Genomic DNA, 14,017 nt, shown 5'->3' with positions numbered 1-14,017 from the left:
CGTGTTCATTGGGTTCTTCCTTCGCCCAAGGCGATATCGGTGTCATGCCACCCGGCCAGGAACAGGTGGCGCTCCTTCATGTCACCCATTCCCCATGGGCAGGCTTCGCGCCCAAGCCCATGGCGTCTGCAGCCAGCGCCTTCCTGGTAGGCGTGGGTGCGCTCAGGGTGTTCTATGGGGGCCTGGTTGTTCATGCTGGCAATCCACCAGCGGTGGCCAGCGCCCGGCGCCCGATGTCGGCAGCCATCACCCGGACAATGCCCAGGTGACAGGCAATGTGGTGCTCGAGCATGGCGCCCTTGGATTCGTGCCAGCCCGGCAGCAGGGCCACGGTGTCGCAGGTGACCAGCTGGGCGATGGCCATCCGGAGGTAGCCGGACCAGGTGGTGTCGGCCGGTGCTTCGTTCTCTGCCGGGTTCTCGACGTGGAAGCCCAGGGCGCGGAGGCGGGCGGCTTCGGCATTGAAGGCCGGGTAGTTGAACTCCGGAAGGCCGCTCATCGGACCGGCTAAATAGATGCGTTTCATGCCGCTTTCCTCCGGGCCTCATAGGCGACCCAGGCATCCTTGTCGCCATTTGCGACGTACCAAGACAAATCTCCATCCCCGTCCTGGTCGCGGACGGACCCGCCGTACTGGCAACCGGGGAAGGTGAACTCAGCATGCTGAGTGATGAGCGGCCAGCCGATGCTCCACTTCGTAAAGGTGAGATCTGGGCGGGCGGCCATCACCTTGGCCTTGAAAGCTTCACCCTTGGCATTCGCTTCAGCTATCTCGGCCTCGTGTGCTCCTTTGCAGGCTTTGTCGCAGTAGGCGTGCTGACCGTCGTAGGCGATCTGCATCGGGTTGCCGTCGTCATCTTCGGCATCCTCGTACAGCCTGGTCTCGCAGTGGTTGCAGTAGAGCCACCATCCTGCCTCGTGATACGCCTTGGCCGGGATGAACGTCTGGCCGGCGAACTCATCCGCCCAGGGCGCGCGCCGGCAGAACTCCACCTCGTTGAACTCGAGGTCCAGTTCATTACCTCCTTTCCTCCGAGCGGCGGCGCCGCTGGTGGCGAACACAATGACGTGCTCGCCCTCGCTGCCTTCGCCCACGTGGTAGGCCTTCAGTGTTTTTTCGGACATGGGAAGCCCTCCCTGGCGTGTATCGCCAAGCTGAGTAGGTAGGGGATGGATCAGGACTTGGGTGGAACAGGGATGCAGCGGAAGCACTTGCAGGAGACGACGAGCTGGCCTGTGGAGCGGCAGAAGACGGGGCGGATCACTGCTTCCTCCACGCGAACTCGACGGGCGCCGGCGGCAGCCACAGGTGCCGCATGTTCGCCACGTTCACGATGTCCTTGTCGGCCGGGAACACCTCCAGGGCGTCCCGATCGCCGCGACCGCACTCGCGCTTGACCTTCATCAGTTCGTCCCAGGTGATCTGGTCGACCCAGCTGTCACCGTTGTGCGAGGTGCGGCAGATGCTCAGGCGCTGGACATTGCCCGGCTCGGCGAAGACTTGCACCAGGAAGTGCCGGCTGCGCCAGACCTCGATCAGGCGGGGAGGGTGGTACTCCGGCCAGGCTTCGGGCTGGAGGCGCACCAGGTAGGCCGGAAAGGCGGCATTGGCCTTCTCCAGCGCCCGGCGCTGTTGTCGAGATGGTTGCATGGGATTCCTTCGCCGTAGTGGCGCTATGGCATGGAGTGGGGTAGGTTCTCGATGTCCATGCTGCGGTCTACTTTTGTTACCGCAGGGTCAATCGCCTCGATTAGGCTTCAATATATTAAGAGCGGAGAGGTGTACTGAGGTGCAGAGCGAGATGGAAAGCAGAACAATAGCAAAGGATAGAACTATAGGGGAAGAAGTTCGGATAGTTTGCCTGGTCTGCAAGATACCGCAAAGGCATAAGGTCCTAACCTCTTTGGATGAAATGGTTAATGATGATTGCTTTGGGTCTCATGCTTCTTATCAAATTGCTCAGTGCTTGAACTGCGATTCGCTGTGCTTTCGAAGAGATTACACCGACTCAGAGTCGCATCATCGCGATGATGAAACTGGCGAAGAAATTGAATTTCACGATATAGCGGTGTATCCAAATAGAACCGCAGGAAGATTCAAGGTAAAGAACGATTTCTATCTACCGCTTACTGTTCGATCGGCATACACGGAGCTGGTGGCGGCCATGAATGGCGGTCAGCCGATATTGGCGGGTCTTGGTATTAGGGTTCTCGTCGAAACAGTGTGCAGGGATAAAAATGCAGAGGGTAAGACTCTCTATAACAAGATTGATGACTTGGTGAGGAAAGGTGTTCTCACTCCGGTTGATGCTGAGATACTTCACAAACTTCGATCACTCGGAAATGAAGCAGCACATGAAGCAAAACCAAGTAGCGATGAGCAGTTAAATCTTGCTATGGATGTCGTGGACCACCTTTTACTAGGCGCATACATTCACCCGATGCTGGCAAAGAATGCATTCAAGGGGTAGGGGAGCTTTCTCCATTGCTGTAATTTCATATGGCAAGAATGCCAGTTGCGCCTACACCACCCTGCAATGCCACGACTGCGCATAGGCCACCCCGTCGATGATCTCCGTTCCGGTGATCACCAGGGAATCACCGATGAGGCTGTGCACCTGTACGTCGTAGAGGGGTGGTAACTCTGGCTGGAGTCGACCTTCGGCCTGAACCGAGGCGGCGAGGGACGGCCGGTCCATTGGGGTGTTCTTGGCCAATCCGATCCTTACGTCACCCCGGATAGGGGTGGCGTTGACGTCTTGGCGCCCCTTCATGGCGCGGCCCTTGTGGCGCTTTCGGAGTATCTCGAAGTGCATGGCGAATACTGGATAAATAAACAGTATTCTGCGCGTACACCTGGCCACCGTCCAGAGCTCTCCGACCGGTACTGGCGATTCGTCATTAGGTCGGGTAGCTTCCCGCGACCGACATGGAGTCGGCTCAAGGAGAGATAGATGGCAAGTGAACGTGAAATTGCATTGGAGCAGGCGTTTGTGGCTCTGCTGACCGAGGCTCGTGATCAGGGTGTTGACCTGAACGGGCTTCTGCCGAAAGTCGAAGCTGGCTTACTCGGCAACGCTACTTACCGCTGGGTTGGTGCTGAGCACGTATCCGCATCAATCGACGCCGCACACGAAATCGTCGGTCGTATCGCGCGGTAAGCATCACTACCCATGCCGGCCGCGCATCGGGCAAGGATGGCGGCCGGGCTAGGTGGGTCAGTAGTCCGTGGTCAGAGAGCCATCCGGCAGAACTCGCATCACGTCCACTTCCAGGCCTGGATCCCTGGTATCAGCAGCCCAGAGCTGGGCGTCCTGCAGGGTGATGGCGTACACATCCACGCGCTGGAATAGCGTCCCCGGGTTGAGCACAACCGCGAAGCGGGCGCATGGCGGAGGGGAGTTGCGAATCTGTCGCTTCATGCTTCAGTCCTGCTCGAATCGTACTGATAATCCTGCCAACCCACTTTCGGCGCCCCAGTCTTCCTGTTGATCAGGGGCTTTCCTGAGCCATCAGTGAGAACGACCTTGCAGCGGATCTGCAGGTGCCGGCACGTCAGAGTGCGGCGCGCCAGGGCAATGAACTCTTCGGCGTACTGGGGGGCGTCGAACAGCGGCCCCAGCTGCTTCACCTTGGTACCTGCCATGATCTCGTCGGCGCGCTTCTCGCAGAGCTCCAACCATTCGCTCAAGGGAATGGCGACCTCGCCTTGGGGAGTGCGGCGGGTGGTCTTCACGTTCTTGCGGGCATCGGCCAGAGCCTGATCCCGCGTCATGCCGAATACGGCGAAGGTGCTCATAGACTGCCCTCCAGGCGGTTCGCCACCCTGTTGATTTCGTCCTCTAGGTCTTCGCTCACGCTGTAGTCATCCATCAGAGCGCGCAGCTTGTTGATGGCGTCCTCCACCGCGTTGTTCAGCTTCTCCAGGGCGCGCTCAAGCTCCTCCTCGTGCTCTTCGGCATCGCGGAGCTGCTGGCGCACCTCATCCAGCTCGACCTCTCGGGAGCCCAGGCCGGCAACGATTCGGCGTGCAAGCTCCTCGGCGGCTTCAGGGTGAATTGCTGCATACCCCTCCAACTCATCGTCAGAGCAGGCCTTAACGGGTAGGCTCATGGCTTTCTCCAGGTCGAGCGATGCCGTGCCGCTGGTGCGGCTGGCGGGTGGGATGGGGGGTGGCCGTTATGTCACGGCCATGTGTCACAACGTAGTGATTTCGCGCAGCGACTCATCGTCGAGCCGGTGGGCGCCGTGGATCAGGCGCTGAATCACGTCCTGTGGCTCGCCGATCTCCAGGCGCTGCATGATCTCGATTAGCTTGGCGTCGGTGGACTTGAACAGGTCCACCTTGATGGTGCGGGAGAGGAGGCGGGCGAGGCGCTGTTCCTCGGTCTGCTTGTCGCGTTCGCGCTGCTCGCGCTTTCGTTCGGTGGCGGATTTGGCCATCAGGCTGCCTCCTTTTGTTTCCAGGCGCCCACGGCCTCAAAGATCGCGGCGGCCTGTGCTTCTGACAAAACGACCGCGGCGGGCATGGCGATCCAGCCGATGCCAATGAAGTGGGCGGGATTGCATCCAGCCTTCAGTTCCTCGGTGTAATGCTCGATCACGGCGTCGAGACGCTTCGCCAGCATCACGCCTTCCGGCTCGACCTCGACACTCTTCATGTAGCGCTGGCCGAACTGGTCGCAGCACAGGGCAGCGAGGTAGACCGGCCAGTGATGCGCCACCTCGCACACAGCCTCCACCAGCAGGCGGTACACCCTGGGCTGTTTCAGGCTGATGCGCTTGCCGTTCTGCCAGTTGACCAGTACCTGCACTTCGCTGGCTTCGGCGTCGACCACGGCGACATGGTTCTGCCGCAGCAGAGCGCCAAGGTAGGCCTGAGCGCGCGCCTGGTGGTTATGCGGTTTGCGGCGGCTCATAGCGCCTCCGTCATCTGCCGCAGTTTGATCCGCTCTTGTGCCTCCAGAGCCTTTCCCGCTGCCTTGCGGTCGATGTAGCTGCCCTCGTGCATCGGGCGGATGACTCGGTTGCGGCGCTTCAGCTGGGTTTCTGGATCAATGGTGCTGCGACGGCACGGCAGGGGCTTGGGGTCGGTGAAGCCTTCGATCACCTGGATGGGGACGCCCGCGCAAAGGCGGGCGAGCTGTTCACTGGTCATGGCTCGGCCCTGGCTCATCCACGACTTCGAAGTCGCCGTCGAAGACGTATTCATGTTCTTGGTTGGCTCCGGCCTCAGCTTTCTCATCAAGCATGACGGCGCGCTGAATCTCCACCGACACCGGCAGATACTTGAACAGCCGACGGATCACGGTCTTCTTGGCCATCTCCTCCCAGTGGGTGACCCAGGGGCCGGAGCGACCGGCCTTGCTCTGCTCCTGCACCGCCTTGACCTGGGCGGCGCTCATCACCTCGAACTGTCGACCGCCGTCCTTCAGGCGCGCCACGGCATAGACGTGGGTGATCTCGCCACCATCGCCGTGCTCGGCAGGCTTGTGGACCAGCGACTCGTCCAGGCCGAATTCGTATTCGAAGAAGTCTTCAGCGCGCACCACGCGAGCCGAAATGCTGATGATCTGCCCGGAGCGACGCGCCAGGTCGATCATGCCCTTGTAGCCGATTATCAGTTGGGCCTGCTTACCGTAAGGCAGGATGTAGGCGTGCCCGAGGCTGTTGCCCGGCTCTAATCCGAGCTGGGCGCACTGGATGACGGCACCGAGAAAACTGTTCTGTTCGCAGTTGACCAGCGCCGGGGTCTTGCGAATCTCGGTGGTGACGATGCGCGCCATGCGCTCCGGGGTCATGTGCTTGGGTAGGGCGGCGGCGAATTGCGACTTCATCTTCGGACTGGCCAACAGAGCAGCCAGCGATCCAGCCTTGGTTTGCGGGCGCTGCGCCTTGTCCAGATCTTTCTGGCTGAACGGGGCGACGTTATCGGTACTCATATGCGCTCCTTCGCCCAATAGGGCAGGGAAAGGGTTTCAATGGCAGGCCACTCGTTGCTGCGCAGGCAGTCGGCGTAGGTGGCTAGGTCCTTGATGTAGGTCTGGCGCCCGGCATCCTTGGTTTCGCCGTCCATGGTGAACAGGCGCACCGGGTACTTGCCGCACTCGATGCTGGTGCTTACCACCAGGAACACGAAGCCGGCGGGCTGCTCGCCGAACTCGGCGGCGTAGCCGTCGCTGTAGTAGGCGTCCTGGACGTGGTAGCGGTATTCGTGGAAGTAGCGGATGAAGCGCGCCATGTCGGCGGTGGTCTTCAGGTCCATCAGCCAGCCCAGCTTCGGGATGGCCTTGTCCGGCCGGCAGCGGCAGAGCACGCTTTCGCGACGGTCGTTCCAGTAGATGCTCGCCTCGACGTCGCCCTCGGTTTCTATCAGCCAGCGCGCGTGCGGGTGCGCCATCACGCTTTCGCGGATCAGCTGCAGCTGCTTGCCCTGGTCTGCGGTGAGCACAACCTGGTCCTCGGTGATGGTCGCCTCAAAGGCCTCCCAGGCTTCCTTTCCGGCCTTGGTGTTGCGTGGTGCGTTGGCGGGGCCGATGGCGTATTGCGCGGTGAAGCGCGCAGGCTCCAGCAGAAAGGCGTGGGTGGCGTCGCCGAAGTCGAGCGCCTTGGACTTGTCTGGGTCTTCCGGCGCCGCCTTATTCCACTGGAACAGCGCCGGGGCCTTGGCGATTAAGTCGAGCTGGCTTTTGGAAATGCCTTCTCCGCCGTGGTACGCCTCATTGCTGAGGTCGCGGTAATAGCCGGGGGTCATCAATGAGCCCTCCATGCGGCAGCCAACTGCGCCTGCAAATCCTCGACTTGGCGAGTCAGCTGGTGAATTCGCGCATTCTGTATCTCCGCCCCCATCGCTTCGCACAGCGGCTTGATCATGTCTGACCAACTGTTCAGGCTGATTAGGTGCCGCACGCCGTAGTTGTCGCTGACCAGCACATGGCAGCTGCCATTGATGCCGTTCTGAGGCTCGAACTTGCCGGCGATCAGGTTGGTGATGCAGCCCTGCACACGGAAGGCAATGTTCGACTCAGTGTCGTCCGCTACGTAGGGCAGATATCCGCTGTATAGGTCGGCCATGACTTCGTTGATGGCCTCGCCGGCACGCTTCTTCAGTTGCTCCAGGGCGCTTACAAGCAGTTGCTCACGCTGCTCTTCGATGGTCACCACTTGGGTTTCGGTAGACATGGAAGCTCCATCCGCCCGAAGGCAGAGATTGAAAGGGAAGGGGAATGCCGCTTACGGCGGCAAGTCGGCCGATCACACCCGCGACGGAGCGCTGCTGTACAAGCCAGTGGAGGGTGCTGGATGCTCAGGCTGCCGGGGTTAACGCCATCCCACTCGCCGGCTGATGGATCAGTGGCTATCCCCGAGGGCCCGCCACTGTCGGGACGTAGAAGGATTCGGCGGTGATCCGATCCGCCAGCGACAGCGCGCCGACGAACACGGTGAACAGGAGGATGGCGGCGGCCAGGCCGCGCATGAACTTCTGGCGCTTGGCTCTTTGGTAGCGGGTCATGGCTTTCCTCTCAGGATCGCAATGTCCTCTTCGGACAATCCCGCTTCACGGGCGCGCTGAAGTGCTTCGTGGCGACGCTGATCGGCCTGCCTTGCTTGCTCCAGTTTGTAGTCTTCATTCCGGTCTTCGGTGGTCGGTTCGTGGATTTGCACTGGAGCGCACCAGCGGCCATTGTGGAAAATGGCCTCAGCCTTGATCACATCGGCATCCGAGCCTTGCACGTTGCGCTTCCTGCCCATGCGGCGCGCCGTGGTTTCCGAGGCGCAGATGTAGATCGGGATGTTTCGCCCTTTGCCTTCGGTCAAATCGGTATTGACCAAGACCATCCATACGGTTCGGGTGTCGTGCTCGTTCATGCCTTCACCTCGCACACCCAGCGCCCGCCCGACCTGAACGGCGCGCGAGTGAAAGGGACTTCCTCGACCAACAAAAAGCCCTGCATGAACAGGGCTTCGGCGATTCCTTTCAGGCTTCCGGCGAAGATGATCATGCTGCCTCCTGCTGTCGTTTTTCCTGATCCAGCCGCGCATAGCGAGCGGCGTTCACGACCAGTTCGCTTAGCCTGACGTGTTGCTCGTAGGGCAGCATTGAGGCCATGCCGATGGCGATGCCGAAGTTGACTCCGGCCTGGTAGCTGTCTGGATCACCTCGGCGAACCACCCACAAGGCTTTCAAGATGCGGTCGGTGCTCATGCTGCCTCCCAGTCGTAATCGCGGCTGTCGTCGTAGTCGTCGTCGCGTTCGTCTTCCAGTTGATCCCAGAGCTTTTGCTCGATCTCTTCGGCGTACTGCTCGGCCACGGCCGCACAACCATTGCGGCCCAGGTCCTGCGGGTTCTCGCCGTCCTCGTCGTAGACCAGTCCGGAGACGACCTCGAATTCCATTTCCTGGTAGCCGTAGTAGTCCAGGTCGCTGTCCCAGGTGCGGGGGTTCGGCGGCACGACGAGGCAACGGGTGATCTCGACCTGTAGCTCGTACTGGTCGATGCAAACGGTTCTGTTCATGGGGTAATCCTCGCGGCTGCGTGGATGGGGAATAGGTGCCGGCGTACCGGCAAAAAGGCCCGCAGTGCTGACGGGCAAGAGGGTGGAGCGGGATTGGTGCCGGTTGCTGCCCGGCGTCACCTTTCCCATGTATGGGCATGGCCTGAGTGACAGCTTCCCGTTTCCGGGGCAGGGCGCTGAGGTGTGAGGTGCAGGCGGAGAGCGCTACCTCTCATGCTTCTGGGCTGTCTGCGCGAGACCCGCGAATCGCCTGCGAAATCAGTTGAGCGCCAAAGCTGGCCATCCGTGGCCTGGCTACTCGTTGGGTGTGATGCTGGGGAGCATCGGGGTGCGGACTGGCCGGTGCTTCTATCCGGTCGTTCGTGGCGGCATGATGTCTTTACACTACGGCTCTCACCCGAAGCGCCACCGGGCAATCAGCCCGCACTCCGATACGCCCCAAGGGGTTTCTCGGGCCAAGCTGCGCATCACCCCTGCCTGGCATCGGGGCTTCATAACCCGCATTGCGCTACGGGGCCGTCTTTCCGGCGGTCAGGCACCCCATTCGAAGACCACGCATTCACCCGTGGTCAAATTCTCAAAGCCGAAGTGCCGGCCATCCTTGAAGTAGTACTCAGGGCCGGAGGGTGGGAAGGCTTTCTGCTGACTCGCGCCCACCGAAAGCGCCGCAAACTCATCCTTGGTGACGCGCTTGAATCGCGGGCGCTGCTGACTGCTCATCCCCTCATCCTCCTTTGCCCCGGATAGGGGCGAGCTGTTACTGAACCAGTTCGCGCAACGCGCCGGAGCTTCCCTCGAAATCGACATTCGGCAGGATGCTTTGGGGCTTGAAGATCACGCGGTAGTGGTAAACGCTGGCGCTGGTCGAATCCAACTGCTCGGCGAAGTAGGTGACGTTGTCGGAAAGCCCGAGGAAGTGCTTCTTGTACTGCTGTGGGCCGGTCATGCAGGTGACTTCTAACTGGCTGTCCATGCCATCCGCGCGGATGGAGCAGCGCCCCTCCAGCGACAGCATGTATTCGCCCGTGATGCCGTTGTAGAACACGACGCGGCGGTTGATCTCGAACATGTCGGCGGCTTTGGACAGATTGCGCGAGGCGATCTGGGCGTCACCTTCGCACCCGGCCAGCAGCGCCAGAGCAGCCATTCCAATTATCAGTTTCTTCATGGGACTCTCCCGGTTGTCATCCCAGAGCCGCCTCGCAAGAAGCGGCTCCAGTGATGCTGTCCGTGTTGCTCCGCGCTCGCCTACTGGGCTTCTCCACACGCGGTCTTGCTCTGGCTGTTCGTCCGGGGTTACCAGGCCACCTCCGGATGGGCCCAACACTCACAGCGTTCCGCTGTACCAGGTGAGGCGCCGCGTTCTGAGCGGCCCTGGCAGGGAGCGTTAGCTGTGCAGCCCTTGGCTCGCCATTTCCAGATGCGATGGCGCGGCTTCGAGCTGGCCGGTTCCAGAGCCGGCATGGGGCGGAAATTTCTTGCTCGCGCTGTGCCCGTTTCCGGGGATTCCGCCGCGAGGTTCCCAGCGATGTGAAAAGAACGTGCGCTCGGTGGCGACTTGGTCTTGCTGCCGACGCGTTTGCGTTCGGCTTGGGATTAAAACTACAACGCAAAATTGTAGATTGCAAGCGGGAGTTGTAGCTTTTCTCCAATTTAAAGTTGTAGTCCATCAGGCTTGTCTGGGCGGTATTTCAGAAAGTACTGTATGGACATACAGCAAAAGGAGGGCGCATGGCTCAGCAGAAGAAGGTGGCAAAGCAGGATCGCGGCGGAATGACCGAGGTGGACCGCGTGCGACTGAGGGTGTCGGCGATGATCAACTCGCCCAAGGCGCAGAGCCTGCGCCAGGTGACACTCTGGCGCCTGGACAGCGATTCCGAATCAGCGTGGCGGCAGGTGATGGAGGAGCTGGCCGAAACCGACGGCTTGTCGATGACCGAGAACGAGGACGGGACGATGCTGCTGCAATGGGAGGCGATGGCGGAGGAGGGGCCGGAGGTGCAGATGGAGGACTGGGCGCCCATCGAGGACATGCAGGTGCAGAACCTGGTCGAGGCGCCGTTCTAGCCGCTCAGAAACGACAAAGCCCGGCGCAGGGCCGGGCTTCATCGGTGGGGTTCCCCACTTCCTTGCGGGTTTTCCTCGGGGACAGGCTATTGCGGCGCGAGAGCTGGCGCTATCGGACGGTGCTGGTGCTGCGGTAGGAAAGGGCAGAAACAAAAAGCCCCGCTCGATGGCGGGGCTTCTGCGATTACTCGCCTTTGGGCTTTACAGGCTTAGCTGCTCGAGCTGGTCTTCTCGCAGGTCTTGCGGGAGCAGGGTCTGGACGCGCTGCTCCAGAATCTCCAGCATTTGATTCCGCTTTGCCAGTTCGGTCTCCATCAGGTCCGACATCGCTTGGCAATTCGACCGCAGATCCAGTTCGTAGAGGTTCACCGTTGTCTCCAGGTTGCGTATCAGCATCCGAGTGGCTTGTGAGGTTGTCAGGTCCATTTTGAGGCGGCTCCTGAGTAGGCGGAGGAAGAGGATAGGTGTCAGTGAGGCATGAAATCAAGGGCGTCTGACGGGAGGCCAACTGCTCGTGGCGCTGGAGCAGCATTAGCATGAGTAGTTCTTCACTGGGCGTCGGCGCCCTGACGGAAGTGAACAGCTCAGATGCCTCTTCTCGATCAATGACGAATCCATGGGAAGGGTACCCACTAATCAGTCGATTCAGAGCTCCAGGATGGATATTTCCCTTCGATAAGCGCTGCCCGTAATGATAAGCGATCGAGTTAGACCTCGCCGACTCGCCCAGACTCAAGGGGTTAATCTGAGCATAGACGGGCGCAAGGAGCCCGCAGACTATTTTGGTGGCGTTTTCCAGGGCGTCCCGCGTTGATATCTGCGTCCTTGATCCGACCCTGAGATCAAGGAAATGCTGTCGCATAAGGCGAATGGACTCGTTCTGGAGCGCCCCAAGGGTATCGGTAATATCTAGACCGGAACGTCGTCCACTGAATTCCCCCTCTTTGGGTATCTGGACGTCGAGCGGTCCAAGCTCGGCAAGATCCGCCATCACAAGGTGGTCTGCACCCAAGCACAGCAGAGTTCCAGCACTCTTGCAGTCAGAAAACACCATCACGGTGAGTTGCTTATAATTCCGCTTAAATGCCTTTGCGATTTTATAGGCTGCGTCGGCGTGTCCTCCGTATGTATCTAGGAAGAGAATTGCATTCTCACGCTTGCGCTGCTTGTGTTGGACCGTCAAGAGCATGCCTGACTCAAACTGACGCTCCAGCGGGCCTGCAAACATATATATGTCTGCGTTGTTTGATTTTCCGATCAAGTCGACTGTTTTGGGGATGGACGGTTTCGACTCCGCGCTTTTCGATGCGGCCTTACCTGCTCCAGGGCTCGCGACTTTGTTGGGTTTTGGTGCTTTTGCCATAGAAGTCCTTCTCTCGTGTTTGTGTTATTTTCGTTTGTAATGCTTCAGCTACTTGTCTCAGCCCTCACTGCCCCACAATCTCCCGATACCGCCGCTGGTACTCGTTGCCAGCTACTTGCTCAGGCCGTGCTTGATCGAGATGAACAGGATCACGGCGCCGGCCAGGGCGAAATTTAGACTGGCCCCTTCAAGTTTTTGGATCCAGACCGGTTGAAAGGCGCAGATCACGAATGCCAGGCCCGTGGGTGCGCTGGCGAGCGAAAACCCCCGAACGATGGCGCGCTCCAGCTCAATGTCGCGCCCCGATACTTTGTCGGCTGCCAAACACAAAAAGAAGGCGATGAAGAACATCCCCGAGGAGGCGTTGCCGACATTCGCCAGGAGGTACTCGACCAATCACAGCCCCTTCTTGGAGATTTTCGAGATGGCCATGCCCAAGGCCCCGCCCACCGTACCGGCGATCAGGATCGCCAGGTTGGAGTCCATGTAAGGCAGCAGCGCCTGGGTCAGCGATCCGCAGATTCCGCCAACGATCGAGGCGGAGCCCAGCGTGATCGCGAGGTCTCGGGTATCTATGGTCTGAATCTCATGCATGACTGTTTGAATGGAAACCATCGGGACTCTCCTGCTCGTCCCGGATAGCGTACCTCAAGGGCGCGCAGGGTCATTGCCCGGTGATTGCCTTGTAGCGCCGCTGGTACTCCTCGTAGCTCAGGCCGGTTTCGCGGTTGAGCTGGTCGAGTTGCTGCTGCTTCCACTGGTCGCGGGAGAGCGGGGCGGACTGCTGGGATGTTGGCCCTGGTTTCGCCGGCGGCTGAATAGTCCGCTCGTAGGGTGAGACCGGGGCAGTACCGCCTCTGGTGAACTTACTCACCGTACCATCCGGGCCGAGTTGGATGCCCACGCTCTGAATCTCGGTGCCAATACCCATGAACCCCGTGTTCACGTAGGACCACCCGAGTGTCCGATTGCCATCGGAATCGATTGTTTCCGAGATGGGCCTGCCGAAGATCGCAATCAGGTCTTCGCGATCGGATTGCCCAGGGACCACCTGGTGCATCTGTGCTTCTGTGATCTTCTTGCCTGCGATGGCGCAGCCCGTGAGCAGGGTGGCCGCAAGAATTAGGGGAATGGCGCGCATGGCGACCTCCTTGTCAGTTGGTGGCTCAGCCCTTGCGGGCATTCCAGATCAGCAGCACCTTGGCGTGGACGATCACGTCTTCGATCTTGGCCGTCTGGTTGGGGTATCTGTCGTTGTCGGAAATCAGGTTGAAGTGCTCGGCGTCAAGCAGCTGCACGCGCTTGATGAACAGGTGCTTGTGCCAGGTCAGCACGTAGATGCCTTCGCCGATGAACTCGTTCACGCCCCGGTCGACCATCACCGGATCCTTGTCGTTGATCGTCGGCGTCATGCTGTCGCCCCAGCCGGTGATCATCGCCAGGTGCTCGGGTGCGGAGTAGTTCACGCCGTGGGCGCGCAGGTGTGCCTCGTTCACCACCAGGTTGCGCACGGTCTCCACATAGTCGCCAGGCAGCTGGCCGGCACCCATGGCGGCACGGATGTCGAACTCGGGAATCAGCAACTCGCCCTTGCGGGCCTGGTTGCGCGAGAAGTCAGCGGGGATGACGTTGCTGGGCTTCTCCTGGGGCTCTTGCGTCACCGCCAGCAGACGCTCACGGTCTTCCTGGGAGAGGGATTTCCCCGCCTTTGAGGCGAGCATCTGACGCACGAGCTCGGCAGCGCTTGATTCAGCAGGATCCGTTTCAAGGTCAGGCATCTGGCTGTCGCCAACAAGCTCTGCAACCGTTGAGCCGAGAGCGCCGGCGATCTGGTTGAGCCGCTTCGGACGGGGGATGTTCTTGTCCGACTCCCACGCCTGAACGGACTGCGGGGTAACGCCCAGCAGCCTCCCTAGTTCGGACTGATTAAGCCCCTTCCTTTCGCGCGCCGCAGCAATGCGGGAACCGATCGTCTCCATGCGCGCAACGATACAACCAGCGGTTGTAACAAGCATTGCAATTCTCGCTTGTAATTTTGCCTCCCTGATTGTAACTTTGAGTTGTAATCAA

28 protein-coding genes and 2 pseudogenes are annotated in these 14,017 nt (G+C 60.2%); 3 read left to right on the top strand and 27 right to left on the bottom strand.

What is annotated here, in order from left to right:
* Nucleotides 1–190: 190 nt before the first annotated feature.
* The 3 genes from ACFW0B_RS16420 to ACFW0B_RS16410 form a co-directional block, all read right to left on the bottom strand.
* Nucleotides 191–526, bottom strand: a complete 336-nt coding sequence (locus ACFW0B_RS16420) for a DUF4406 domain-containing protein (RefSeq protein ID WP_449149929.1) — start codon at nt 524–526, stop codon at nt 191–193.
* Entirely contained in the window at nt 523–1,125 is a 603-nt protein-coding gene (locus tag ACFW0B_RS16415; protein ID WP_449149927.1) for a hypothetical protein, read from the bottom strand. Before ACFW0B_RS16415 ends, ACFW0B_RS16420 begins: the two co-directional genes overlap by 4 nt.
* 136 nt (nt 1,126–1,261) lie before the next feature.
* Nucleotides 1,262–1,651, bottom strand: coding sequence for a DUF7694 domain-containing protein (locus ACFW0B_RS16410; RefSeq protein WP_449149925.1), 390 nt, complete (start codon nt 1,649–1,651; stop codon nt 1,262–1,264).
* Nucleotides 1,652–1,790: 139 nt separating this feature from the next.
* Between ACFW0B_RS16410 and ACFW0B_RS16405 the strand changes: the two genes are divergently transcribed.
* Complete coding sequence (locus tag ACFW0B_RS16405) at nt 1,791–2,471, top strand: DUF4145 domain-containing protein (protein ID WP_449149923.1); 681 nt, start codon at nt 1,791–1,793, stop codon at nt 2,469–2,471.
* 51 nt (nt 2,472–2,522) lie between these two features.
* Here the strand turns inward: ACFW0B_RS16405 and ACFW0B_RS16400 are convergent, their stop codons facing one another.
* Nucleotides 2,523–2,717 carry a hypothetical protein gene (locus tag ACFW0B_RS16400; RefSeq protein ID WP_449149921.1) on the bottom strand — a complete coding sequence of 65 codons (195 nt, stop codon included), beginning with the start codon at nt 2,715–2,717 and terminating at the stop codon, nt 2,523–2,525.
* Between the two features lie 237 nt (nt 2,718–2,954).
* On the opposite strand from ACFW0B_RS16400, the gene ACFW0B_RS16395 reads away from it, so the two are divergent.
* Nucleotides 2,955–3,161: a hypothetical protein gene (locus ACFW0B_RS16395; protein WP_449149919.1), complete on the top strand. Its 207-nt coding sequence runs from the start codon at nt 2,955–2,957 to the stop codon at nt 3,159–3,161.
* Between the two features lie 57 nt (nt 3,162–3,218).
* On the opposite strand, the gene ACFW0B_RS16390 is transcribed toward ACFW0B_RS16395, so the two are convergent.
* The 16 genes from ACFW0B_RS16390 to ACFW0B_RS16315 all read right to left on the bottom strand — a co-directional run bounded on the left by ACFW0B_RS16390 (nt 3,219) and on the right by ACFW0B_RS16315 (nt 9,685).
* Nucleotides 3,219–3,422 carry a hypothetical protein gene (locus ACFW0B_RS16390; protein WP_449149917.1) on the bottom strand — a complete coding sequence of 68 codons (204 nt, stop codon included), beginning with the start codon at nt 3,420–3,422 and terminating at the stop codon, nt 3,219–3,221.
* The gene (locus tag ACFW0B_RS16385; protein ID WP_449149915.1) at nt 3,419–3,799 is read right to left on the bottom strand and encodes a hypothetical protein; all 381 of its coding nucleotides are present in this window, start codon (nt 3,797–3,799) and stop codon (nt 3,419–3,421) included. Before ACFW0B_RS16385 ends, ACFW0B_RS16390 begins: the two co-directional genes overlap by 4 nt.
* A complete protein-coding gene (locus ACFW0B_RS16380; protein WP_449149913.1) occupies nt 3,796–4,113 on the bottom strand; it encodes a hypothetical protein in 318 nt (105 codons plus the stop codon). The genes ACFW0B_RS16385 and ACFW0B_RS16380 overlap by 4 nt, the downstream gene beginning before the upstream one ends.
* Nucleotides 4,114–4,197: 84 nt before the next feature.
* Nucleotides 4,198–4,443: a hypothetical protein gene (locus ACFW0B_RS16375; protein WP_449149911.1), complete on the bottom strand. Its 246-nt coding sequence runs from the start codon at nt 4,441–4,443 to the stop codon at nt 4,198–4,200.
* Nucleotides 4,443–4,919, bottom strand: a complete 477-nt coding sequence (locus tag ACFW0B_RS16370) for a hypothetical protein (RefSeq protein ID WP_449149909.1) — start codon at nt 4,917–4,919, stop codon at nt 4,443–4,445. Before ACFW0B_RS16370 ends, ACFW0B_RS16375 begins: the two co-directional genes overlap by 1 nt.
* Nucleotides 4,916–5,158: a hypothetical protein gene (locus tag ACFW0B_RS16365; RefSeq protein WP_449149907.1), complete on the bottom strand. Its 243-nt coding sequence runs from the start codon at nt 5,156–5,158 to the stop codon at nt 4,916–4,918. Before ACFW0B_RS16365 ends, ACFW0B_RS16370 begins: the two co-directional genes overlap by 4 nt.
* Entirely contained in the window at nt 5,148–5,942 is a 795-nt protein-coding gene (gene recT, locus ACFW0B_RS16360) for a recombination protein RecT (RefSeq protein WP_449149905.1), read from the bottom strand. The genes ACFW0B_RS16365 and recT overlap by 11 nt, the downstream gene beginning before the upstream one ends.
* Complete coding sequence (locus tag ACFW0B_RS16355; protein ID WP_449149903.1) at nt 5,939–6,754, bottom strand: PD-(D/E)XK nuclease-like domain-containing protein; 816 nt, start codon at nt 6,752–6,754, stop codon at nt 5,939–5,941. Before ACFW0B_RS16355 ends, recT begins: the two co-directional genes overlap by 4 nt.
* Complete coding sequence (locus ACFW0B_RS16350; protein WP_449149901.1) at nt 6,754–7,182, bottom strand: hypothetical protein; 429 nt, start codon at nt 7,180–7,182, stop codon at nt 6,754–6,756. The genes ACFW0B_RS16355 and ACFW0B_RS16350 overlap by 1 nt, the downstream gene beginning before the upstream one ends.
* A 175-nt stretch (nt 7,183–7,357) precedes the next feature.
* Nucleotides 7,358–7,513 (bottom strand): hypothetical protein, encoded by a 156-nt coding sequence (locus ACFW0B_RS16345; RefSeq protein WP_449149899.1) that lies wholly within the window; start codon nt 7,511–7,513, stop codon nt 7,358–7,360.
* Nucleotides 7,510–7,869 (bottom strand): hypothetical protein, encoded by a 360-nt coding sequence (locus ACFW0B_RS16340; RefSeq protein WP_449149897.1) that lies wholly within the window; start codon nt 7,867–7,869, stop codon nt 7,510–7,512. Before ACFW0B_RS16340 ends, ACFW0B_RS16345 begins: the two co-directional genes overlap by 4 nt.
* Complete coding sequence (locus ACFW0B_RS16335) at nt 7,866–8,003, bottom strand: hypothetical protein (RefSeq protein ID WP_449149895.1); 138 nt, start codon at nt 8,001–8,003, stop codon at nt 7,866–7,868. Before ACFW0B_RS16335 ends, ACFW0B_RS16340 begins: the two co-directional genes overlap by 4 nt.
* Nucleotides 8,000–8,206, bottom strand: a complete 207-nt coding sequence (locus ACFW0B_RS16330; RefSeq protein ID WP_449149893.1) for a hypothetical protein — start codon at nt 8,204–8,206, stop codon at nt 8,000–8,002. The genes ACFW0B_RS16335 and ACFW0B_RS16330 overlap by 4 nt, the downstream gene beginning before the upstream one ends.
* Nucleotides 8,203–8,517, bottom strand: coding sequence for a hypothetical protein (locus tag ACFW0B_RS16325; protein ID WP_449149891.1), 315 nt, complete (start codon nt 8,515–8,517; stop codon nt 8,203–8,205). Before ACFW0B_RS16325 ends, ACFW0B_RS16330 begins: the two co-directional genes overlap by 4 nt.
* A gap of 531 nt (nt 8,518–9,048) precedes the next feature.
* Nucleotides 9,049–9,237 carry a hypothetical protein gene (locus ACFW0B_RS16320; RefSeq protein ID WP_449149889.1) on the bottom strand — a complete coding sequence of 63 codons (189 nt, stop codon included), beginning with the start codon at nt 9,235–9,237 and terminating at the stop codon, nt 9,049–9,051.
* A gap of 37 nt (nt 9,238–9,274) precedes the next feature.
* Nucleotides 9,275–9,685, bottom strand: a complete 411-nt coding sequence (locus ACFW0B_RS16315) for a beta-sandwich lipoprotein (protein ID WP_449149888.1) — start codon at nt 9,683–9,685, stop codon at nt 9,275–9,277.
* A gap of 563 nt (nt 9,686–10,248) precedes the next feature.
* Between ACFW0B_RS16315 and ACFW0B_RS16310 the strand changes: the two genes are divergently transcribed.
* Nucleotides 10,249–10,584, top strand: coding sequence for a DUF1654 domain-containing protein (locus tag ACFW0B_RS16310; RefSeq protein WP_449149886.1), 336 nt, complete (start codon nt 10,249–10,251; stop codon nt 10,582–10,584).
* 201 nt (nt 10,585–10,785) lie between these two features.
* Here the strand turns inward: ACFW0B_RS16310 and ACFW0B_RS16305 are convergent, their stop codons facing one another.
* The 7 genes and pseudogenes from ACFW0B_RS16305 to ACFW0B_RS16275 all read right to left on the bottom strand — a co-directional run.
* Nucleotides 10,786–11,010 (bottom strand): hypothetical protein, encoded by a 225-nt coding sequence (locus ACFW0B_RS16305; protein ID WP_449149937.1) that lies wholly within the window; start codon nt 11,008–11,010, stop codon nt 10,786–10,788.
* A gap of 532 nt (nt 11,011–11,542) precedes the next feature.
* Nucleotides 11,543–11,773 (bottom strand): annotated as a pseudogene (locus ACFW0B_RS16300) (SDH family Clp fold serine proteinase); the annotation flags it as partial.
* Nucleotides 11,774–12,058: 285 nt separating this feature from the next.
* Nucleotides 12,059–12,343 (bottom strand): hypothetical protein, encoded by a 285-nt coding sequence (locus ACFW0B_RS16295; RefSeq protein ID WP_449149884.1) that lies wholly within the window; start codon nt 12,341–12,343, stop codon nt 12,059–12,061.
* A complete protein-coding gene (locus ACFW0B_RS16290; protein WP_449149882.1) occupies nt 12,344–12,562 on the bottom strand; it encodes a hypothetical protein in 219 nt (72 codons plus the stop codon).
* Between the two features lie 49 nt (nt 12,563–12,611).
* Nucleotides 12,612–13,088, bottom strand: coding sequence for a hypothetical protein (locus ACFW0B_RS16285; protein WP_449149880.1), 477 nt, complete (start codon nt 13,086–13,088; stop codon nt 12,612–12,614).
* Nucleotides 13,089–13,113: 25 nt separating this feature from the next.
* A complete protein-coding gene (locus tag ACFW0B_RS16280; RefSeq protein WP_449149933.1) occupies nt 13,114–13,668 on the bottom strand; it encodes a S24 family peptidase in 555 nt (184 codons plus the stop codon).
* A gap of 84 nt (nt 13,669–13,752) precedes the next feature.
* Nucleotides 13,753–13,926 (bottom strand): annotated as a pseudogene (locus ACFW0B_RS16275) (helix-turn-helix domain-containing protein); the annotation flags it as partial.
* Between the last annotated feature and the right edge of the window lie 91 nt (nt 13,927–14,017).

The organism is Metapseudomonas phytobenefica (assembly GCF_043392685.1).
In the GTDB taxonomy this organism is placed as follows: domain Bacteria; phylum Pseudomonadota; class Gammaproteobacteria; order Pseudomonadales; family Pseudomonadaceae; genus Metapseudomonas.
Note: the sequence above shows the minus strand (reverse complement) of the source record. Positions and strands in the feature narration are given on the sequence as shown.